Genomic DNA, 21,517 nt, shown 5'->3' on the forward strand with positions numbered 1-21,517 from the left:
TATTTTACAATATCTGGACAAAAAAAGGAACACAAATAATGTGTTCCTAAAAAAATTACTCCTCGTCATCCCCATTAACTTCTTCCTCTGAAAGGGTCTCAGCATTTTCAAGAGGCTTTGTTAGTTCTTCGTCATCTTTTTCTTCCTCTTTTTCAACCTTTGCTACCGTTGATACTGCTTCACCAGCGTCTTCATTTATGCGAATTAATCTTACACCTTGCGTGTTTCTGCCCATTGTTGAAATATCGCTGACAGCCATACGGATTAATACGCCGCCTGTTGTGATAAGCATAACGTCTTCTTCCCCTGTAACAGCTTTCATGGAAACAAGGCTTCCGTTCTTATCGGTAATATTGCAAGTTTTGATGCCTTTACCGCCTCTTCCCTGGACGCGGTATTCCTCAGCAGGAGTACGTTTTCCGTATCCATTTTTCGTTACAATCAGGATTTGAGTGTCGTCTTCAAGCACTTCCATGCCAACTACTTCGTCATCCCTGCTTAAGCTAATTCCTTTTACCCCGGTAGCTGTTCTGCCCATAGAACGGACATCATCTTCAGGGAATCGGATCAGCATACCATGGCTTGTGCCAATAATGATTTCCTTGCTGCCATCAGTTAAACGAACTGATATCAGTTCATCATCTTCACGCAGATTCAAGGCAATTAAGCCGTTGTTTCGTATATTCGCAAAGGATGATAACGGTGAACGCTTGGATATTCCTTTTTTTGTCGTAAAGAATAGGAACCAATCATCGGCAAATTCTTCCACCGGAATGATGGCATTTACCCATTCGTCCTTATCAACACCAAGAAGGTTAATGATCGGAATCCCTTTAGCCGTACGGCTAAATTCAGGGATTTCATATCCTTTAGCGCGATACACCTTTCCTTTATTCGTAAAGAAAAGAATTGTATCATGCGTAGAAGTCGTAATGAGATGCTCAACGAAGTCATCCTCATTCGTACCCATTCCCTGTATTCCCCGGCCGCCTCGTTTTTGTGCACGGTAGGTGGATACAGGGAGACGCTTGATATAACCTTTGTGAGTTAAAGTAAGAACAATATTTTCACGCGGAATTAAATCTTCGTCTTCGATTTGCTCGATGCCGCCAGCCACGATTTCAGTACGGCGTTTATCGTTAAAGCGCTCTTTGATTTCATTTAGTTCTTCACGGATAATTTCCAGTACTTTTTCTTCATCAGCCAAAATAGCCTTTAATTCGGAAATAAGCGTTACAAGGGCTGAATATTCGTCTTCAATCTTTTCGCGCTCTAAACCTGTCAGACGCTGTAAGCGCATATCAAGAATAGCCTGAGCCTGTTTCTCAGAAAGATTGAATTTTGTCATTAAGCCTTCACGTGCAATATCAGTGGTCTGGGAACTGCGGATTAGACTAATAACCTCATCAAGATGGTCGAGCGCAATCCTCAATCCTTCCAAAATATGTGCACGGGCTTCAGCCTTTTTAAGTTCAAATTCAGTTCTGCGGCGAATAACTACCTTTTGGTGATCCAGATAATATTGAAGGCACTGTTTTAAATTAAGTACCTTAGGCTGGCCATCTACAAGAGCAAGCAAGTTAATTCCAAAACTAGTCTGGAGGGCTGTTTGCTTATAAAGGTTGTTCAGCAAAACATTGGCATTTGCATCTTTACGGACTTCCATGACAATGCGCATTCCGTTTCGATCAGATTCATCACGCAAATCAGTAATGCCGTCAATACGCTTATCACGCACAAGTTCTGCTATTTTTTCAATCAGTTTAGCCTTATTCACCTGGTAAGGAAGTTCATTAACAATAATAACTTCTTTCCCATTTGACTTTTCCTCAATTTCGACCTTAGCTCTTAATGTAATAGAGCCACGTCCGGTTTCGTAAGCTTTGCGGATTCCGCTCCGTCCTAAAATTAATCCCGCAGTTGGAAAATCAGGGCCTGGAATAATTTCCATTAGCTCTTGAACACTTAGATCGGGCTCCTGGCTTATTGCCAGAACCCCCTCAATCACTTCACCAAGCTGGTGTGGAGGAATATTGGTAGCCATGCCTACGGCAATCCCGGATGTTCCGTTTACAAGCAAATTAGGGAAGCGTGAAGGAAGTACGACAGGTTCTCTTTCGGCACCGTCGTAGTTATCCTGATAATCGATCGTGTCTTTATTGATATCACGCAAAAGCTCCATCGAGATCTTGGACATTCGTGCCTCTGTGTAACGCATGGCAGCTGCCGCATCTCCATCAACAGAACCAAAGTTTCCGTGACCATCAACAAGCATATAGCGATAGTTGAAATCCTGAGCCATACGCACCATTGTGTCATAAACAGCAGAGTCACCATGTGGATGGTACTTACCGATAACTTCCCCAACGATACGGGCGGATTTTTTAAATGGTTTATCGGAATGCATTCCTAAGTCATGCATAGCATACAGTATTCTTCGGTGTACCGGCTTTAAGCCATCTCTTACATCTGGAAGGGCACGGGAGACAATTACGCTCATGGCATAATCCAGGAAAGATGAACGCATTTCCTGGCTAATATTAATTTCTTTTACTTGAGAATTAGGTGTATCGGCCATCTAAAGGAACCTCCTTTAAAGAAACTAGGGATGATCTGCACATCCACTTGTTACTTATCATTTAGGTGTAGCTGAATTTACTCTGCAGAAGCAAACGATGGCTGCAGCTCCTGCACTTCTTGCTTTATTTTAAATAAATCGGAAGGGATATAAACTTAAAAACAACCAGAATAAACCTACTATGTAAAAGCAGGATAGAGAAACCCTATCCTGAAAGAAAGCGGAGGCATCACATATGGCACCCCAACTATGAAATTCCCTGGTGCAGAAAGTTCCCTTTTACAATTTGACTGTGTTAAATTGGCCTGTTGATTCCCGCTCAAGAAACTCGCTTTCCGCGGGCGGTCCTACCATCCTCTACGCATTCGCGCCTGTGGGGTTTCCCGCTGACACGCTTCGCCCGCAGGACATTGAATAAGCTTCCACGAATAAAATGCGTTAGCATTTTCGATGATCTCGTGCCTTCCGCTCCAATCAACATTGAGCGTTAACACAGCCTACAATTTAAATATCCAAATTCTTTACATATACCGCATTTTCTTCAATGAAATTACGGCGCGGTTCTACTTTATCGCCCATTAGTATTTCAAACGTTTCGTCTGCTTCAATGGCATCTTCAAGGTTTACCTGGAGAAGCGTTCTCGTTTCCGGATTCATTGTCGTTTCCCACAGCTGACCAGGATTCATTTCTCCGAGACCCTTATAGCGCTGAATTCCAGGCTTTGGCTGGCTTGGAAGTTCGCCAAGGATTCTTTCCAGTTCACGCTCATTATAAGCATACTCAATGCGTTTGCCCTGCTGTATCTTGTAAAGCGGAGGCTGGGCAATGTAAATGTAGCCCGCTTCAATAATTTGTCTCATATATCGGTAAAAGAATGTTAATAATAATGTGCGGATATGTGCTCCATCAACATCCGCATCAGTCATGATTACAATCTTATGATAACGGGCTTTAGAGATATCAAAATCTTCGCCAATGCTGGTTCCAATTGCAGTAATTATGGCACGGACTTCATTATTGGATAGTATTCTATCCAAACGAGCCTTTTCTACGTTCAGAATTTTACCTCTTAGAGGAAGGATCGCCTGGAAATGGCGGTCACGCCCTTGCTTGGCAGAACCTCCTGCAGAGTCACCCTCAACCACATAGATTTCGCTGATAGATGGATCCTTAGAGGAACAGTCTGCAAGTTTACCCGGAAGGCTTGAAACTTCAAGGGCACTCTTTCTTCTCGTAAGCTCTCTCGCTTTTTTGGCAGCCAGCCTTGCTCTCGCAGCCATTAGGCCCTTTTCTACAATCCTTCTTGCTACCGTTGGGTTTTCCAACATGAATTTTTCAAGAGCTTCTGAGAAAATAGTGTCCGTTGCAGCACGTACTTCAGAGTTCCCAAGCTTGGTTTTTGTCTGACCTTCGAACTGGGGATCCGGATGTTTAATTGATACGATTGCCGTTAATCCTTCTCGGACGTCTTCGCCCGAAAGGTTCGCATCGCTTTCTTTAAAGACACCGTTTTTTCTGGCGTAATCATTAATGACTCTTGTTAATGCCGTTTTAAAGCCTGATTCATGTGTACCGCCTTCATACGTATGAATATTATTGGCAAAAGAGTAAATATTGCTTGTGAAGCCATCGTTATACTGAATAGATACTTCAACCGTAATGCCTTCACGTTCTCCCTCAATGTAGATAGGCTCATCATGGAGAACTTCTTTCGTTCTATTCAAGTGTTCAACGTACGATTTAATCCCGCCCTCGTACATATATTCATTTTTCTTATTTTCCTGACGCTTATCTTCAATCGTGATCGTTAATCCTCTATTTAAGAAAGCTAATTCACGAATACGGTTTGCCAGAGTTTCATAATCATATTCAAGTGTTTCAGTGAAAATTTCACTGTCAGGCTTAAAGTGAATGGTTGTTCCAGTATGGTCTGCTTCTCCAATTACTTCAAGATCAGCACTTGGAACTCCCCGCTCAAATTTTTGATAATATTTTTTTCCATCACGATGGACAAACACTTCCAATTCAGTTGAGAGAGCATTTACAACAGAAGCACCAACACCATGCAAACCTCCGGAAACCTTATATCCTCCGCCGCCAAATTTCCCACCGGCATGAAGAACTGTCATAATAACCTCAACTGCCGGGCGCCCCATTTTTTCATGGATTCCAACCGGTATACCACGGCCATTATCGACTACAGTAATACTATTATCCTTTTCAATGATTACATTGATCTCTGAACAATATCCGGCCAGCGCTTCATCAATACTATTATCGACTATTTCCCAAACGAGATGGTGAAGGCCTTTGGCACTTGTTGAACCGATATACATTCCCGGACGCTTTCGAACTGCTTCCAGACCCTCCAGAACCTGTATCTGATTCTCATCATAGGATTGTTCCTGTACTGCCTTTTGCTCCATTGCCACATCGGTCACCTACACTTTCCATTTGCATTCCAAATTCGCTAATCTATAAAAAAGCTTGGCTGTACTTAGAGATGCACCAAACTATAATTTTTTTAAAATTCATGAACACTTAATTTATGCGATCTTTTTTTCAACGTACCTGAAGCCAGCGGGGAGAAATAGATTTTTCCTGTCGTTACCACAACAGATTTGTAAGAACCTTTTGCGAGGTTAATAACTGAATCATCCTGGCGTTCTAAACACTCTTCAGCATATTTGGAAGATATGGCGCTTTCTTTATCAATTATGGCCACAATATCTCTTGCTCGGACTAACACATCTTCACCTACATGGATGTACATGCGATCACCTCACTGAATCTTATTGATTCTTCCTGCTTCAACACTGAAGGCTGCTGCCTCTTTCAGTGTCTGGTGGTCTATTCCATCAACGCTTGTCGTTGTGACAAAGGTTTGTACCTTCCCTTGAATGGTATTCAATAAGTGGGATTGACGGTAATCATCCAGTTCTGAGAGGACATCATCAAGCAGGAGAATGGGATACTCTCCTATTTCAGAATGGATCAGTTCAATTTCAGCGAGCTTAACGGATAGAGCTGTCGTCCTTTGCTGGCCCTGGGAACCGAATGTTTGCACATCGCGCCCATTCACATGAAAAATAAGGTCATCCCGGTGCGGACCAAACATGGTGACACCCCGCTCGATTTCCCTGCTTTTCACTTTTGAAAATTTTTCTTCGTATACTTTAACCATTTTCGACAAATCCTGTTCTTCTGATACCTCTGCAGAGGGCTTGTACTGAATTTTCAAGGTCTCCAGCCCTCTTGAAATGCCTTCATGGATTGGTTTTGCCCAATTTTCAAGCAATCTAAGAAATTCAAACCGCTTGGAAACAATCTTGGCAGCCATTTCTATAAATTGTTCTGTCAAAATTTCAAGCATGGTATGGTCAGTCTGCTTTTTTATCTGAAGCATCTTTAAATAATGATTTCGCTGCTGGAGGATTTTTTGATATTGGCTAATATCATGCAAATAGACAGGTGAAACCTGCCCAATCTCCATATCAATAAAACGACGCCTTACTTGAGGGCTCCCTTTTACAAGATGGAGGTCTTCAGGCGCGAACATAACAACATTCATATTGCCGACATACTGGCTTAATTTCTGCTGCTCTATATGATTGCATTTGGCTTTTTTGCCTTTTTTGCTTATCACTAATTGCATCGGCAGGGACCCATGGCTTCTTTGGACCCTTCCTTCTATTTTAGCATAATCTTGATCCCAGCGAATAAGATCTTTGTCATTTGATGTCCTATGGGACTTTGCCATCGCAAGTACATAGATAGATTCCATGACATTAGTCTTCCCCTGGGCATTTTCTCCCAAAATAACGTTCACTTTATTCTCAAAATTGACTTCCAGATCTTCGTAATTCCGGTAGTTTTTTAAAAGCAATTGCTCTATATACATAGACGCTACATCCTTTTAGGGTATGGAGCTTAAAAACAGCCAGTTAAACGATAGTAAATTCACCAACAGTGGGAATTTCCACTTTATCTCCTGTTCTTAGCTTTCTTCCCCGTCTTTGATCCTGTTCTCCATTTACAAAAACTTCGTACTCACTTAAAAACCATTTAGCCATTCCGCCAGTTTGAATCACATCGGCAGCTTTCAGGAATTGGCCCAATGTAATATATTCCGTATCGATTTGTACTTCCGTCATATTATTCACTCTTTCCCATTGTCAGACTTTATGTGCTATGCGGAGAAATCCTGTTTTATCATGCACCAAGCACAACAATTTCTAGAATGTTATCTAATATTCTATTTTACTAAATAAATCTCAGATACACAAAGAAAACCCGCTATAGCCTTTAATATTTATTATTCCCCTGCAGTTTGCCGATATTCGGACTCCTTTGGCCATCGTTTTGCTTATCCGACCATACAGTTCATGGCGCTTAATCCGTCCAATTACAGGCAGATGCTTTCTTGCATAAAAAAAGTAAGCCGCCGGCAACGGCCGGCAGCTCCATTATTAGTCTTAATATGTTCTAACTGGAAGAATCAATTGCAGGATTGAGTCGTCATTTAACGGTTTTATAATAAATGGCCGCATAGCGCCAGTAAAGCTTACAGTAATTTCTGAGCCTTCAAGGGCTTTTAGGGCATCCATCATGAATTTCGCACTAAAGGAGATCTTTAATTCTTCTCCTTCAACAGATTGGCTTTGGACCTCTTCGACAACCTTTCCGATTTCCGGCGTATTGGATGAAATTTCAATTACTCCGCCTTCAATGGTGGAAAGCTTGACCACATTATTTCGTCCTTCTTTTGCCAATAATGAGGCACGGTCAATTGCCTGAAGGAATTCCTTCGTGTTAACAACTACATCTGTCTTGCTGTCTGTTGGAATTAACCTGGAAGTATCCGGATAATTTCCTTCAAGCAGCCTTGAGAAGAACAGCAAATGTTCGGCTTTAAACAATACCTGGTTTTCGGTAATGACAATATCAATCAGATCATTATTGTCATCAAGGATCTTGCTCAATTCACTTAAGCTTTTGCCTGGAATGACAACATTGTAATTTTCGTTGGCATTTGTTTCGACTTGGGCTTTCCTTAATGCTAGCCTGTGGCTATCTGTTGCAATACAGGTTAAAGTGCCGTTTTCCACCTTCCAGTTTACACCTGTCAAGATAGGGCGTGTTTCTGAGGTGGACACTGCAAAAACAGTCTGGCGGACCATCGCCTTTAATAGGTCCGTCGGGATTTTAAAAACATTCTCTTCCTCAATTTGAGGTAAGTGAGGATACTCCTCTGCATCCAATCCATTTAAGTTAAACTCGGACTTACCTGAACGGATAACAGTCTGAAGGTGGTTTTCGACATGGATTTCAACACTGTCAGTAGGAAGTTTTTTAACAATCTCACTAAAGAATCTTGCCTGCAGCACGATTGCACCAGGCTGTTTGATTTCAACAATTTCATCTCCGTCTTCCTCTTTTGGAATAAAAGATTCGATTGAAATATCGGAATCACTTCCTGTTAATGTGACTCCTTCTTCTGAAGCAACGATTTTAATACCTGTTAAGATAGGAATGGTTGTTCTGCTAGTTACAGCTTTCATTACATCCTGGACGCTCTGAACCAAACGATCCCGCTGGATTATAAATCTCATTTTTTTAATCCTCCAAGCATATTTTAATGGCCTAATGAATATATATATATTTTATAAAAAAATAATAGAAGTACTAGTAGGGCCTGTTAACATGTGGATAACTGCGTTTTTCGAAAGGAAACACAGCCTATCCACATGTGGACAGACTGTGTGTAAGTTAGGTCAAGTTATGCACAGTTATACCTTGAGCAATTCATTTATTTCTTTGATCTGTTTCTCGAATTGAGAATCTGACTGAAGCATTTTTGAAATTTTTTCATGGGCGTGAATGACAGTTGTGTGGTCCCTTCCGCCAAATTCTTCCCCAATTTTAGGAAGAGAAAAATCTGTTAATTCCCTGGATAAATACATGGCAATTTGCCGCGGAAATGCAACTGATTTCGTTCTTTTCTTCGCTTTAAAGTCCTCAAGCTTCACATTAAAATGTTCACCCACTACCCTTTGAATTTCATGGATTGTGATAACCTTTGGCTTGGAGCTTGGAATGATATCCTTTAATGCTTCTGCTGCAAGATCAGCATTTATATCTTTATTTATTAAAGAGGAATAGGCAACTACACGAATAAGCGCACCCTCTAGTTCACGTATGTTTGAATCAATTTGATTGGCAATATACAGCATGACTTCGTTTGGTATGTCGAGTCCCTCTGCTTTTGCTTTTTTTCGTAAGATCGCAATACGCGTTTCCAGATCAGGCGGAGTTATATCGGTAATAAGCCCCCATTCGAATCTGGAGCGAAGACGATCTTCAAGTGTCGGAATTTCTTTTGGCGGCCGGTCACTTGAGATAATGATTTGCTTACTTTCTTCATGCAATGTATTAAATGTATGGAAAAATTCCTCTTGGGTTTGTTCTTTTCCAGCTAAAAACTGAATATCATCGATAAGAAGAACATCCACGTTTCGATATTTATTGCGGAAATCTCCCGCTTTGTTGTCTCTGATTGAGTTAATGAATTCGTTCGTAAACTTCTCGGAAGATAAGTAAACTACTTTAGCAGATGGATTATGATCTAATACATAATGGCCGATTGCATGCATGAGATGGGTTTTACCCAGCCCAACTCCCCCATAAATAAATAGTGGATTATACGCCTTTGCGGGTGCTTCGGCAACTGCAAGTGAAGCTGCATGTGCGAAGCGGTTACCCGATCCAATAACAAAAGTATCAAATGTATACTTAGGATTAAGCATGGTTAATGGCAATTCAGGCAGATCTTCCTCTGTTTTTTTCTTTTTTGGCGGAACCGGTAGATCCACCTCTTCTTCACTCTGATTTTGCGGAATGATAAATTTTACCCCTAACTCTTCACCAGTAATGTCATAAAGAATTCCGGAGATCAGTTGGGAATAGCGCTCTTCCAGCCAATCACGGGCAAACTCATTCGGGGCCTTGACCACTAAAGTATCGCCTTGAAGTGAATGAGCTTTTGTCGATTTTAACCATGTATCAAAGCTTGGTTTGCTGATTTTCTTTTCGATATTGGCAAGAGCGTTATTCCAAAGATCCGCAATGTTTTCCAATAGATATCCCTCCTTTGCCGTTAGTTTCGTGCAACAAAAACTATAGGTTATACAAGCTGTACAACCCTTTATTTTATAAATATACGAAACTGTTTATGTGGAAAATTATATAATAAGGAAGTAAAGTGGAATTTCGACAGTATCCACTGTCTGTGGACAAACTTTTACAAACCCCTTGGATAACCTGTCCACATGTTATCCACAATCTGTGGATAATGAAGATATGCGCTATGATTTATTAAGTGTGAAAACACAATAATGATAACAGATAATCCTAATGGTTGCAATGCTTTTTAAACCTTTATCCACAAGTCCTCTATCGTGTGCATAAAAATTGTCCACAGCCCCTGTTTGTGTGAAAAACTTGTCGATATGTGATGTGGATAATGAAAGTTCTGTCGAAAAATTATCCACAGAGGGGTTTTGAATAAAATTCAAAGCAAAGTGTTGACTTTAGCACTTGTTAATTGAAACGGATGGCAAAAGGACTCCAGCGGAAGTGAATAAAAAGAGGATCCCACAGACGCATTGCATTTGAGAGCGGCGGAATGCCTGCGAAAAGCGAGTGCGTGGAGAGCCCATTAACAGACAAATTTAGCAGAGCTAAAGAGAAAAACGTGGAAAAAACGAATTTTAGGATGACATTCGTGCGAAAAGAAGGTAAACTTTCTGAGTGGGTTCATTCAGATCTGCTAAAAGAGAAAAAGTGCAGGGAGAATGTAAGCCTGGCTTAGAAAAGATTTTTTTGCCAATGAAGGCAGAGAGCTTAACGATGAATAGTTGACAATTTTCAAGTTTCATCTATATAATTAGAAAGACTGTCTTTAACAGCAATTCCTCAGGGAGGTGTCATATAATGAAAAGAACTTATCAACCAAACAAGCGTAAGAGAAGCAAAGTTCACGGTTTCCGCAGCCGCATGAGCACTCCGAACGGACGTAACGTCCTTGCTCGCCGCCGCCGCAAAGGAAGAAAAGTATTATCTGCTTAGGCCACTGAAACGTCAGTGGTCTTTTTTTCCATGTATAGATTAATGTTATAATGGCTGCCGGGGCAAAAGAGGAAATTTCCTGCTGAAGCCCCAAGTCGCCATACGCTTTTCTAAGTAGGTGATGACGTTGAAAAAAGAATTTCGGGTAAAAAAGAATAAAGAATTTCAAGAGGCCTTTAAAAAGGGAAAGTCATTCGCCAATCGTCAATTTGTTGTTTATATTTTGAAAAAAGAGGAACAGGGCCATTTCCGTATAGGTCTGTCTGTTAGCAAGAAAATCGGCAATGCTGTTATGAGGAATCAGATTAAAAGATATATTCGCCAGTCTTTTTTAGAGCTGGAGGAAGAAATAAAGCCACAGTTTGATCTGATCATCATCGCCAGGAAGCCTGTTGCGGATATGGATTTCCATGAGGTGAAAAAAAGCCTTACCCATGTTTTAAAGATTTCACGGGTTTTGAATAAACCTAGACTTGGAAATACTAAAAATCAATAGTCTTTATCTATCTTTATTATGAAGCACTTCATTATAAAAGATGATAAAATGAGATACATATGAGCAAGTCCCGCTCTAGGGGGACAAGCAAATACAATATATTTAATTATCAGGAGCAATAAGGAGGAAAAAACGGTTGAAGAAACGAATATTCCTATTAATCGGTTTGGCTTTTGTTATGGCGCTTTTGTCAGGCTGTACTGAAATCAATCAGCCGATTACGTCTGAAAGCGAAGGCTTTTGGAATGAGTATATTGTCTACCCGCTTTCGCTGTTTATCATTAAAGTAGCAGAAATTGCAGGCGGCAGCTACGGACTATCGATTATCATTGTTACGATCATTATTCGCCTGGTTATCCTGCCATTAATGATCAAGCAAACGAAAAGTTCGAAGGCGATGCAGGCGATTCAGCCAGAAATGCAGAAGCTGCGTGAAAAATACAGTTCAAAAGACCAGAAAACCCAGCAGAAGCTGCAGCAGGAAACGATGGCTCTATTTCAAAAGCACGGGGTTAACCCTCTTGCAGGCTGTTTCCCATTAGTCGTTCAAATGCCGATTCTAATTGGTTTCTATCATGCTATTACACGTACTCGTGAAATCGCAAACCATAATTTCCTATGGTTTGATCTTGGTTCTCCGGATCCAATTTATTTATTGCCGCTAATTGCAGGTGTTACAACATTCATTCAGCAAAAAATGATGATGGCCGGCACTGAGCATACAGGGCAAATGGCAGCACAGATGAAGATGATGCTTTATCTTATGCCGATCATGATTGTTATTTTTGCTATTAATTTCCCAGCTGCTCTCTCACTTTACTGGGTAGTGGGTAATATCTTTATGATCATACAAACTTATTTTATTAAAGGTCCGGACCTGAAAGCTGCGGCGGCCGGAAATGCAGGAGGAGCCAAAAAGTGAAACAAGTAACTGCTACAGGACAGACCGTCAAGGAAGCAGTAGAGTCAGCTTTAGCTCAATTAAATACAACTGAAGACCGCGCAGAGATAACAATAGTTGATGAAGGTAAAAAAGGCGTTTTCGGGATTTTCGGTTCCCGTCCGGCAGTCGTAAAGGCTGTTAGGAAGCTCGATCCGATTGAAGAAGCTGAGAAGTTCCTCAAGGAAGTCAGTGAGAAAATGGGAGTGTCCATTGAAATTGAAACATTAAAGGACGGAAAAAATGTTCAATTTATCCTTTCCGGTGAAAAAATTGCTCTTTTAATCGGTAAAAGAGGACAAACACTCAATTCACTGCAGTATTTGACACAGCTTGTCATAAATCGTTTTTCTGACCAGTTCTTGAATGTGGTTGTGGATGCGGAAGATTACCGGAAGAGACGCCAGGATACACTGATTCAATTAGCTGAAAGGCTTGCTCAAAAAGCTCTGAAGACGGGAAAGGAAATTGCGTTGGAACCTATGCCTTCCTATGAAAGGAAAGTTATCCATACCGCTCTCGTTCATAATAAGAGAATAAAAACGTATTCTGACGGCAATGATCCACATCGCCATATTGTCATAGCCCCGGCAAGAACAAGATAGCCGGAAGAACGATTTAAAAACCCAATCCACTCACGGATTGGGTTTTTTTATGTCTGGATTTAGTTCCAAGGGTTTTTTTATAAGGCTCTTTTCGTATAGAGTGTTGTTCTTTTTGCTTACAAACGTTTTAATTACTGAGTTGATTGGAGTGGAAGGTACTTGATCCTCGAAAATGCATTCGCATTTTCTTCGTGCGGTGCTTATTCGAGGAAGCTTATTCAATGTCCTGCGGGAAGAGAGGGAGCGGGAGACCCCGCAGGCGTGAAACGCCGAGGAGGCTCCCGTTCCTCCCCGCGGGTTCGCTGCGTGACTGGAGCGGAAATCAACGGGCAAGCTTTATAGTCCAAACTTTGCGAAAACAGCCTTTTATAAATAATCAATTCCTCCGTAAAATATTAATTCTCCATTGGTTTTATTGTTATTCACATGTGGATAAGTTAAAATAGAGCATATTAAATATAGGTCGTGTGGATAATTGTTTTTTTCTCAAAAAGAAATTGTCTGTGGACAAGCATAAAATGAACGGTTTGAGATGCTTTTCTAACAAATTGGCATGTGATATTCTATTAATTTGGGAATCGATATAATAATCATTTTTATATAGATCGATGAAAGCTAAAGAAAAGAGAGGTGAAGAGAGTGGAATTTGATACAATAGCGGCCATTTCTACGCCGATGGGTGAGGGTGCCATAGCCATTGTCCGGCTCAGCGGCGACCAGGCCTTTGAAATTGCGGATCGTTTATTCAGAGGGGTAGGAGGCAAACGTCTGAAGGATGTAGCCTCCCATACCATTCATTACGGCCATATCATTGATCCGAAAACAGGTGAGGTAGCAGAAGAAGTAATGGTATCAGCAATGAAAGGCCCGAAAACATTTACGAAAGAAGATGTTATAGAAATAAATTGCCATGGCGGTCTGGTTTCGGTCAATCGTGTATTGCAGCTATTATTAAATAATGGAGCACGGCTGGCAGAGCCTGGTGAATTTACAAAGCGAGCGTTTTTGAACGGCCGAATTGATTTGTCGCAGGCGGAAGCTGTAATGGATTTAATCCGGGCTAAAACGGACAGGGCCATGAATATGGCGCTCGGGCAGATGGAAGGACGGCTTTCAAAGCTCATTCAAAAGCTCCGCCAGGAAATTCTGGAGATCCTTGCCCATGTGGAAGTGAATATTGACTATCCTGAATACGATGATGTAGAGGAAATGACTCATCATATGCTGCTGGAAAAGTCCTCTTATGTAAAGAAGGAAATTGAAAAGCTTCTGCGTACATCCCAGCAGGGGAAAATTTTGCGTGAAGGACTGTCAACTGTTATTGTGGGCCGTCCAAACGTCGGTAAATCCTCTCTATTGAATAGCCTTGTCCACGAGAATAAGGCTATTGTAACGGATATACCGGGAACAACGCGCGATGTAATTGAGGAATATGTCAATGTAAGGGGTGTTCCGCTGAGATTACTGGACACGGCAGGGATTCGGGAGACTGAAGATATTGTTGAACGGATTGGGGTCGAAAAGTCCAGACAGGTATTAAAGGAAGCCGATCTTATTTTGCTGGTACTTAATAATTCGGATGAATTAACGACAGAGGATGAAAATATATTTAAAGCGGTCGAAGGCATGGACGTCATTGTCATTGTCAATAAAATGGACCTTGAACAAAAAGTTAATATGGATCACGTTCATGAACTTTCTAAAGAACATAAATTGGTCACGACCTCTTTATTGGAGGATAAAGGGGTAGATGATCTGGAAGAGGCAATTGCTTCGCTTTTCTTTGAAGGATCCATTGAAGCCGGGGACATCACATATGTATCAAACACCCGCCATATCGCCCTTTTAAATCAGGCTTTAAATGCCATTGATGAGGCCATGCAGGGTGTTGAAATGGGAACGCCGATAGATATCGTGCAAATTGATTTAACGAGAACATGGGAGCTTCTTGGCGAAATTATTGGCGACAGTGTCCATGAAAGCTTAATTGACCAATTATTCTCGCAGTTCTGTTTAGGGAAATAGATAATTTTTCAGACAAGAAAAATGCCGCAATAAGCGGATTTTGATTGCAGTAAAGGAGGCCGCATCATGACATATGAAGCTGGAAGTTATGATGTCATAGTAGTCGGTGCCGGACATGCAGGTGTTGAAGCAGGCCTTGCTTCGGCCCGTCTTGGCGCTAAGACATTAATGATTACGATAAATCTGGATATGGTAGCCTTTATGCCGTGCAATCCCTCTGTAGGAGGACCTGCGAAAGGGATTGTTGTTAGGGAGATAGATGCGCTTGGCGGAGAAATGGGCAAGAATATTGATAAAACCCATATTCAGATGCGAATGCTTAATACTGGAAAAGGGCCTGCAGTTCGTGCATTGCGTGCCCAGGCTGATAAATTCACGTATCAGCACGAGATGAAAAAGACATTGGAAAATGAACCGAACCTGAGAATGATTCAGGGGATGGTTGAGCGGCTGATTGTGGAAGATGGAGAATGCAAAGGCGTTATCACCCAGACAGGTGCCGTTTATTCTTCAAAAACGGTTGTCATTACGACGGGTACATTCCTAAGAGGAGAAATTATTCTAGGGGAACTTAAATACTCCAGCGGTCCTAATAACCAGCAGCCCTCCATTAAGCTTTCAGAGCATCTGCAGGAGCTCGGGTTTGATTTAGTGCGTTTTAAAACAGGAACCCCTCCGCGTGTTAACAGCCATTCCATTGATTACAGCAAGACAGAAATACAGCCTGGCGATGATGTGCCAAGAGCTTTTTCTTATGAAACAACAAAGTATATAACTGACCAGCTGCCATGCTGGCTGACTTATACAAACGAAGAAACACACACACTGATTGACAATAATCTTCATCGTTCCCCAATATACTCCGGTATGATTAAAGGAACAGGGCCTCGTTATTGCCCATCCATTGAAGATAAGGTTGTCCGCTTTAATGACAAACCACGGCATCAGATCTTTTTGGAGCCAGAGGGACGGAATACTCAGGAAGTTTATGTACAAGGTCTTTCAACAAGCTTGCCTGAAGATGTTCAGCAGAAGATTCTTAGAACCATTCCAGGATTGGAAAATGTCCAGATGATGCGTGCAGGCTACGCAATAGAATATGATGCCATTGTGCCGACTCAGTTATGGCCGACCCTTGAAACAAAGAAAGTGAAAAATCTTTTTACGGCTGGCCAAATTAACGGGACGTCAGGCTATGAGGAGGCAGCGGGACAGGGGCTGATGGCTGGCATGAATGCCGGATTAAAGTCGCTGGAAAAAGAAGAAGTCATCCTAAGCCGTTCAGATGCTTATATTGGCGTACTGATTGATGATTTGGTCACTAAAGGAACGAATGAACCATACCGTCTGCTAACATCAAGAGCTGAATATCGTTTGCTTCTTCGCCATGATAATGCTGATTTGCGCTTAACTGAGCTGGGGCACAAGGTTGGGCTGATCCGCGACGAACGCTATGAGAAATTCCTGTTGAAAAAACAAGCCATTGAAGAAGAGAAGAATCGACTTCAAGGTATTTTTATTAAACCAACCAGTGAAGTACAGGAACTGATCAAAAGCCAGGGCGGCAGTGAGCTGAAGGATGGAATTCGTGCATCTGATTTATTGAAGAGGCCGGAAATGACTTATGAGCATATCCAAAGGCTTGTGCCGGCTGAGGGAACCCTTGATCCGGATGTAACGGAACAGGTCGAAATACAAATCAAGTATGAAGGATATATTGAAAAATCTCTCCAGCAGGTGGAGCGCCTGAAGAAGATGGAAAACAAGAAGATCCCTGAAAACATTGATTATGAGGCCATTAACGGACTAGCATCCGAAGCGAAACAAAAACTGAAAGAAGTTAGGCCTCTATCGATCGCACAGGCATCAAGAATTTCTGGAGTTAACCCTGCGGACATCTCCATTTTGCTTGTTTATCTTGAACAAGGCAGAATTGCCAGGGTATCAGCAGAATAAAAGCAAAAGCAGGGTGCAGCTAATTCGTACGGGATAAATCCGATCATGTCTTATAGCGGAAAGGATTTGCTAATGAATATAGAACAATTTACAGAAATGCTGGCGGCGAAAGGGATTGCCCTTTCGCCTCGGCAATTAAATCAATATGAAACCTACTATTCCACATTAGTGGAATGGAATGAAAAAATGAATTTAACAGCAATTACAGATAAAGAAGATGTTTATCTAAAGCATTTTTATGATTCAATTACCGCAGCATTTTACTTTGACTTTAACCAGCCGCTGAAAGTTTGCGATGTCGGAGCGGGTGCGGGTTTTCCAAGCATTCCGTTAAAAATTGCATTTCCGGAATTACATATTACGATCGTTGATTCACTTAATAAACGCATCGGTTTTCTAGAGCATTTGGCAAAGGCATTAGAATTGGAAAACGTCCGTTTTATTCATGACCGCGCGGAAACCTTTGGCCAAAATAAGGAATACCGCGAATCCTTTGATGTTGTGACAGCAAGGGCAGTTGCCAGACTGTCGGTATTGAGCGAGCTTTGTTTGCCGCTGGCTAAAACTGGAGGCATGTTTGTTGCCATGAAGGGTGCAAGTGCAAAAGAAGAGCTGGATGCCGGCAAGAAAGCGATAGCGGTCTTAGGCGGAAAACTCGTTGACTCTCATACCTTCACATTGCCAGAGGAAGAAAGCGAGCGCAACATTTTGATCATTAAAAAGGAAAAAAGCACACCTAAAAAGTATCCAAGGAAGCCGGGTACACCCAATAAAACACCAATTGAGTAGGGTGCACATTTCAGCAATGTATGACATAATGGTATAGATTAATTTGTCTTTTACCAAATATTATATTGTTACAGTTCGGCAGGAATTGTCATTATTATAGAGAATATGTAATAGGGAGTTTCGTAAAGGTGGTGCAGGGTGATGAAGCATTCTTTCTCACGCTTTTTTGGCCTAGGCGAAAAGGGAGAACAAGTTACAGCGGAAAAACCAGCAGAAGAACAATTGGATATTGAAGTTGAAGACTTAAGCGAAAAAGAAGAAGTTAAGAAAATACCTATTGACCAAATCGTTCCTAACCGTTTTCAGCCAAGAACGGTGTTTGATGATGAAAAAATAGAAGAGCTTTCTCGAACCATCCATACACATGGCATTATCCAGCCGATTGTTGTACGGGAATTTGAAGGCGGCCAGTTTGAGATTATTGCTGGTGAACGAAGATATCGGGCCATGAAAAAGCTTGGCTGGGAAGAAGCACCGGCAATCGTAAAGAATCTCAGCGATACAGAAACCGCTTCAGTTGCATTAATTGAGAATCTTCAAAGGGAAGAATTATCCCCAATTGAAGAGGCTGTTGCATATGGGAAGCTTTTGGAGCTGCATAATCTGACACAGGAAGCATTGGCGCAGCGCCTTGGGAAGGGCCAATCAACCGTTGCGAACAAGCTTAGGCTGTTAAAACTGCCTCAGCCTGTCCAGGATGCATTATTAAGCAAGTCGATTACTGAACGGCACGCCCGTTCACTTATACCTTTAAAAGACCCTGAAAAGCAAGTTGCTTTGCTGCAGGAAATTGTGGAAAAAAATCTAAACGTCAAGCAGACAGAAGATCGTGTGGTAAGGATTCTTGAACAGAAAAATCCGAAGCCAAAGCCAAAGCGGAAAGCTTTCAGCAAAGATATGAGAATTGCCGTCAACACAATCCGCCAATCTCTTTCCATGGTTTCTGACAGCGGCATCAATCTAGATTCCGAAGAAGAAGAATTTGATGAATTTTATCAAATTACAATTAAAATTCCTAAAAAGAAATAAAATGAACGCGGGAAACCAAACAGGCCAACTGTTGGATTCTCGCGTTTTTTGCTGTTCCCCTAAAGTCTCCTATTGTCCTATGCATATGAAATAACTCTAATTCCAAAAGACTGTTAGAATCTTCTTATTTTTAACAAAAAAATAATTCTCTCTCCTTTTTCGTGATAAAATAGACTACGTGATTAAGGGGTATTCAAAAAATATAACCCTATTAGAATCTTGATTTAGCACCGTGTTGATTGGAGCGGAAGGAATAAGATCCACGAAAGTGCATTTGCATTTCCTCCAGAGGTAAAATCGTGTGTGCTTATTCAAAGTCCTGCGGGAGTAGGGAGTAAAGGGAAGACCCTGAAGGCGCGAATACGCTGAGGAGCTCGGAACACCCGCGGCTCGCTGGGTGCCTGCAGCGGAAATCAACACGCTAGTTTAACAGAGTATAAAATAATTGATATAGAGGTTGTTATTTTTAATGATGAAAGCAGGTGACACCGTGGGCAAGATTATAGCTGTAGCGAACCAAAAAGGCGGAGTGGGCAAGACCACTACTTCCGTTAATCTGGGCGCATGCCTGGCATACATAGGAAAGAAGGTCTTATTGGTTGATATTGATCCCCAGGGGAACGCAACGAGCGGGATTGGCATTGAAAAAGCTGATGTGGACCAATGCATATATGATGTACTTGTTGACGATGTGGAAGCAGCGAAGGTAATAAAGGCAACATCGGTTGAGAATTTATATGCGATTCCCGCTACTATCCAGCTGGCAGGTGCGGAAATTGAATTGGTTCCTACCATTTCAAGAGAAGTAAGGTTGAAAAGAGCTTTGGAAGAGGTAAAAGCAAACTTTGATTATATTATTATTGACTGCCCTCCTTCCCTCGGACTTTTAACAATTAACTCATTGACAGCATCCGATGCGGTCATTATACCGGTACAATGTGAGTATTATGCGCTTGAAGGTTTGAGTCAGCTTTTGAATACAGTCCGCCTTGTGCAAAAGCATTTGAATCATGATTTAAAAATTGAAGGCGTTTTGCTGACCATGCTCGATGCCCGTACCAACCTTGGCATTCAGGTAATTGAAGAGGTTAAAAAATATTTTCAGGATAAAGTATATAAAACCATTATTCCCCGCAATGTGCGTTTGAGTGAGGCTCCGAGCCATGGTGAACCTATTATTACTTATGATCCGAAGTCACGCGGAGCTGAAGTATATTTAGAATTGGCAAAGGAAGTGGTTTCGAATGGCTAAAGGCTTAGGAAAAGGTCTGAATGCTTTTTTTAACAATATTGAAGCCGAAAAAGAAGAAACTGTAAAAGAGGTTAAAATTAAAGAACTCCGCCCAAATCCTTATCAGCCGCGAAAAGTGTTTGAAAAGGAAGCGATTGAAGAATTAAAACAGTCCATTATTGAACATGGAATTCTCCAGCCGATCATTGTCCGGAAAAGCATAAAGGGCTATGAAATTGTTGTTGGCGAGCGGCGCTATCGGGCAGCAAAAGAAGCCAATCTGGAAACCGTTCCTGTTGTTGTTAAAGAATTAAATGAACAGCAAATGATGGAGTTGGCTGTCCTTGAAAATTTGCAGCGTGAAGATTTAACTCCTATAGAAGAAGCTGCAGCCTATCAGCTTTTAATGGATAAGCTGAAGGTAACCCAAGAGGAATTAGCTAAGCGCCTAGGGAAAAGCAGGCCGCACATTGCAAATCACATCCGGCTGCTATCTCTTCCGCCTAAAATACAGGAACTGATATCAGATGGGAAAATATCGATGGGACATGGACGAGCGCTGCTGGGATTAAGAAAGAAAGAAAAATTGCCGGCACTGGTCGAAAAAACGATCAAAGATGGCTTGAATGTCCGCCAGCTGGAGCAGCTGATACAACAGTTGAATGATGTTTCACGTGAAACGAAGAAGCCTAAGGTTCAAAAGGATATATTTATAAAGGAACGTGAATCCTCTCTTAGAGAAAGATTCGGAACCACTGTTCATATCAAGCAATCCAAAAACAAAGGAAAGATCGAAATCGAATTTTTCTCTAAAGAAGACTTGGAGCGTATTATCGAACTTTTGGATACCCATTCTTAAGCCATCTTCAGGATGGTTTATTTTTTTGAAGGATTCTTAAAAAATGATTGTCTACATGAACCTTCCGTGGTATTGTAGATGAAATAATTATTCGAAATACGAAATAATAATAGATAAGGTGAAAAGTATGTTTCTGCTTGGTACGCTTGTTAATGGTTTGTTAATTATTATCGGAACCTTTTTAGGGAAATTGCTTCATCGAATTCCCGAGAATATGAAAGGAACAGTTATGCATGCCATTGGCCTTGCTGTCATCGTGCTTGGCCTCCAGATGGGCTTCAAGAGCGAGAATTTTCTCGTAGTTATTTTGAGCCTCGTTTTCGGAACCGTAATTGGTGAATATTTTGGATTGGAAGATAAATTGAATAGGTTTGGCGGGTGGCTTGAAAACAAGATTGGTTCAAAGGGTGAAGGCAGCATTTCGCAAGGCTTTGTGACAGCGACACTGATTTTTGTTATTGGCGCAATGGCCATTATCGGTGCACTGGATAGCGGGATAAGAGGCGACCATTCTGTTCTTTATACAAAATCCATTATTGATGGTTTTACGGCATTGATTCTCACAACTACCTTGGGAATTGGCGTTTTGTTTTCAGCTTTTCCAGTCATGATTTATGAAGGATTAATTGCCCTTTTTGCTACACAAATTGACCGAGTTGTCCCCCAAATACTGATGGATAGCTTTATTAAAGAAATGACCGCTACAGGCGGAATAATGATTTTTGCCATTGGCCTGAATTTAACTGGGCTGACAAAAATCCGGGTAGCCAACCTGCTGCCAGGGATATTGGTAACCGGGGTCATAGTCTCGGTAATCTATTTTTATGGTCTCTATTTCTAGGCCCTGTTAAATTTGTCTGTTGCTATCCGCTTCGCACTCA

General features: G+C 41.4%; 18 protein-coding genes. 11 read left to right on the plus strand and 7 right to left on the minus strand.

Annotated features, from left to right (window positions below):
- Positions 1–55: 55 nt before the first annotated feature.
- The 7 genes from gyrA to dnaA all read right to left on the minus strand — a co-directional run bounded on the left by gyrA (position 56) and on the right by dnaA (position 9,715).
- A complete protein-coding gene (gyrA, locus tag AC3ZVC_RS04620; RefSeq protein WP_490066515.1) occupies positions 56–2,578 on the minus strand; it encodes a DNA gyrase subunit A in 2,523 nt (840 codons plus the stop codon).
- Between the two features lie 504 nt (positions 2,579–3,082).
- Positions 3,083–5,005 (minus strand): DNA topoisomerase (ATP-hydrolyzing) subunit B, encoded by a 1,923-nt coding sequence (gene gyrB / locus AC3ZVC_RS04625; protein ID WP_490068829.1) that lies wholly within the window; start codon positions 5,003–5,005, stop codon positions 3,083–3,085.
- Positions 5,006–5,103: 98 nt separating this feature from the next.
- Complete coding sequence (remB, locus tag AC3ZVC_RS04630; protein WP_490066517.1) at positions 5,104–5,352, minus strand: extracellular matrix regulator RemB; 249 nt, start codon at positions 5,350–5,352, stop codon at positions 5,104–5,106.
- A gap of 9 nt (positions 5,353–5,361) precedes the next feature.
- Entirely contained in the window at positions 5,362–6,480 is a 1,119-nt protein-coding gene (gene recF, locus AC3ZVC_RS04635) for a DNA replication/repair protein RecF (protein ID WP_490066523.1), read from the minus strand.
- 43 nt (positions 6,481–6,523) lie between these two features.
- Entirely contained in the window at positions 6,524–6,733 is a 210-nt protein-coding gene (gene yaaA / locus AC3ZVC_RS04640) for a S4 domain-containing protein YaaA (protein ID WP_490066527.1), read from the minus strand.
- Positions 6,734–7,054: 321 nt separating this feature from the next.
- Positions 7,055–8,191 carry a DNA polymerase III subunit beta gene (dnaN, locus tag AC3ZVC_RS04645; protein WP_490066530.1) on the minus strand — a complete coding sequence of 379 codons (1,137 nt, stop codon included), beginning with the start codon at positions 8,189–8,191 and terminating at the stop codon, positions 7,055–7,057.
- Positions 8,192–8,368: 177 nt separating this feature from the next.
- Positions 8,369–9,715, minus strand: a complete 1,347-nt coding sequence (dnaA, locus tag AC3ZVC_RS04650; protein ID WP_490066533.1) for a chromosomal replication initiator protein DnaA — start codon at positions 9,713–9,715, stop codon at positions 8,369–8,371.
- Positions 9,716–10,571: 856 nt separating this feature from the next.
- On the opposite strand from dnaA, the gene rpmH reads away from it, so the two are divergent.
- From rpmH to AC3ZVC_RS04705, 11 genes are all read left to right on the plus strand, one after another.
- On the plus strand, positions 10,572–10,706 hold the full coding sequence (gene rpmH, locus AC3ZVC_RS04655; protein WP_026584874.1) for a 50S ribosomal protein L34: 135 nt from the start codon (positions 10,572–10,574) through the stop codon (positions 10,704–10,706).
- Positions 10,707–10,833: 127 nt separating this feature from the next.
- Positions 10,834–11,202 (plus strand): ribonuclease P protein component, encoded by a 369-nt coding sequence (gene rnpA / locus AC3ZVC_RS04660; protein ID WP_490066540.1) that lies wholly within the window; start codon positions 10,834–10,836, stop codon positions 11,200–11,202.
- 136 nt (positions 11,203–11,338) lie between these two features.
- A complete protein-coding gene (gene spoIIIJ / locus AC3ZVC_RS04665; RefSeq protein WP_490066543.1) occupies positions 11,339–12,124 on the plus strand; it encodes a YidC family membrane integrase SpoIIIJ in 786 nt (261 codons plus the stop codon).
- Positions 12,121–12,747 carry an RNA-binding cell elongation regulator Jag/EloR gene (jag, locus tag AC3ZVC_RS04670; protein ID WP_490066547.1) on the plus strand — a complete coding sequence of 209 codons (627 nt, stop codon included), beginning with the start codon at positions 12,121–12,123 and terminating at the stop codon, positions 12,745–12,747. Before spoIIIJ ends, jag begins: the two co-directional genes overlap by 4 nt.
- Positions 12,748–13,386: 639 nt before the next feature.
- On the plus strand, positions 13,387–14,772 hold the full coding sequence (gene mnmE / locus AC3ZVC_RS04675) for a tRNA uridine-5-carboxymethylaminomethyl(34) synthesis GTPase MnmE (RefSeq protein ID WP_490066550.1): 1,386 nt from the start codon (positions 13,387–13,389) through the stop codon (positions 14,770–14,772).
- Positions 14,773–14,838: 66 nt separating this feature from the next.
- Positions 14,839–16,728 carry a tRNA uridine-5-carboxymethylaminomethyl(34) synthesis enzyme MnmG gene (gene mnmG / locus AC3ZVC_RS04680; protein ID WP_490066553.1) on the plus strand — a complete coding sequence of 630 codons (1,890 nt, stop codon included), beginning with the start codon at positions 14,839–14,841 and terminating at the stop codon, positions 16,726–16,728.
- A gap of 72 nt (positions 16,729–16,800) precedes the next feature.
- Positions 16,801–17,517 carry a 16S rRNA (guanine(527)-N(7))-methyltransferase RsmG gene (rsmG, locus tag AC3ZVC_RS04685; RefSeq protein WP_490066557.1) on the plus strand — a complete coding sequence of 239 codons (717 nt, stop codon included), beginning with the start codon at positions 16,801–16,803 and terminating at the stop codon, positions 17,515–17,517.
- Positions 17,518–17,658: 141 nt separating this feature from the next.
- Positions 17,659–18,546: a nucleoid occlusion protein gene (noc, locus tag AC3ZVC_RS04690; protein WP_214723356.1), complete on the plus strand. Its 888-nt coding sequence runs from the start codon at positions 17,659–17,661 to the stop codon at positions 18,544–18,546.
- Between the two features lie 490 nt (positions 18,547–19,036).
- Positions 19,037–19,798 (plus strand): ParA family protein, encoded by a 762-nt coding sequence (locus AC3ZVC_RS04695; protein ID WP_490066563.1) that lies wholly within the window; start codon positions 19,037–19,039, stop codon positions 19,796–19,798.
- Positions 19,791–20,636, plus strand: coding sequence for a ParB/RepB/Spo0J family partition protein (locus AC3ZVC_RS04700; RefSeq protein WP_490066566.1), 846 nt, complete (start codon positions 19,791–19,793; stop codon positions 20,634–20,636). The genes AC3ZVC_RS04695 and AC3ZVC_RS04700 overlap by 8 nt, the downstream gene beginning before the upstream one ends.
- Before the next feature lie 127 nt (positions 20,637–20,763).
- A complete protein-coding gene (locus tag AC3ZVC_RS04705; RefSeq protein WP_490066569.1) occupies positions 20,764–21,477 on the plus strand; it encodes a DUF554 domain-containing protein in 714 nt (237 codons plus the stop codon).
- Positions 21,478–21,517 lie beyond the last annotated feature (40 nt).

This window comes from Cytobacillus sp. C11.1 (genome assembly GCF_058145115.1).

Coding starts and splice junctions, on each gene's coding strand:
- rsmG (WP_490066557.1), top strand. CDS start 16,801: ATGAATATAGAACAATTTACAGAAATGCTGGCGGCGAAAGGGATTGCC.
- gyrA (WP_490066515.1), bottom strand. CDS start 2,578: ATGGCCGATACACCTAATTCTCAAGTAAAAGAAATTAATATTAGCCAG.
- noc (WP_214723356.1), top strand. CDS start 17,659: ATGAAGCATTCTTTCTCACGCTTTTTTGGCCTAGGCGAAAAGGGAGAA.
- gyrB (WP_490068829.1), bottom strand. CDS start 5,005: ATGGAGCAAAAGGCAGTACAGGAACAATCCTATGATGAGAATCAGATA.
- yaaA (WP_490066527.1), bottom strand. CDS start 6,733: ATGACGGAAGTACAAATCGATACGGAATATATTACATTGGGCCAATTC.
- rpmH (WP_026584874.1), top strand. CDS start 10,572: ATGAAAAGAACTTATCAACCAAACAAGCGTAAGAGAAGCAAAGTTCAC.
- dnaN (WP_490066530.1), bottom strand. CDS start 8,191: ATGAGATTTATAATCCAGCGGGATCGTTTGGTTCAGAGCGTCCAGGAT.
- AC3ZVC_RS04705 (WP_490066569.1), top strand. CDS start 20,764: ATGTTTCTGCTTGGTACGCTTGTTAATGGTTTGTTAATTATTATCGGA.
- mnmG (WP_490066553.1), top strand. CDS start 14,839: ATGACATATGAAGCTGGAAGTTATGATGTCATAGTAGTCGGTGCCGGA.
- AC3ZVC_RS04700 (WP_490066566.1), top strand. CDS start 19,791: ATGGCTAAAGGCTTAGGAAAAGGTCTGAATGCTTTTTTTAACAATATT.
- recF (WP_490066523.1), bottom strand. CDS start 6,480: ATGTATATAGAGCAATTGCTTTTAAAAAACTACCGGAATTACGAAGAT.
- remB (WP_490066517.1), bottom strand. CDS start 5,352: ATGTACATCCATGTAGGTGAAGATGTGTTAGTCCGAGCAAGAGATATT.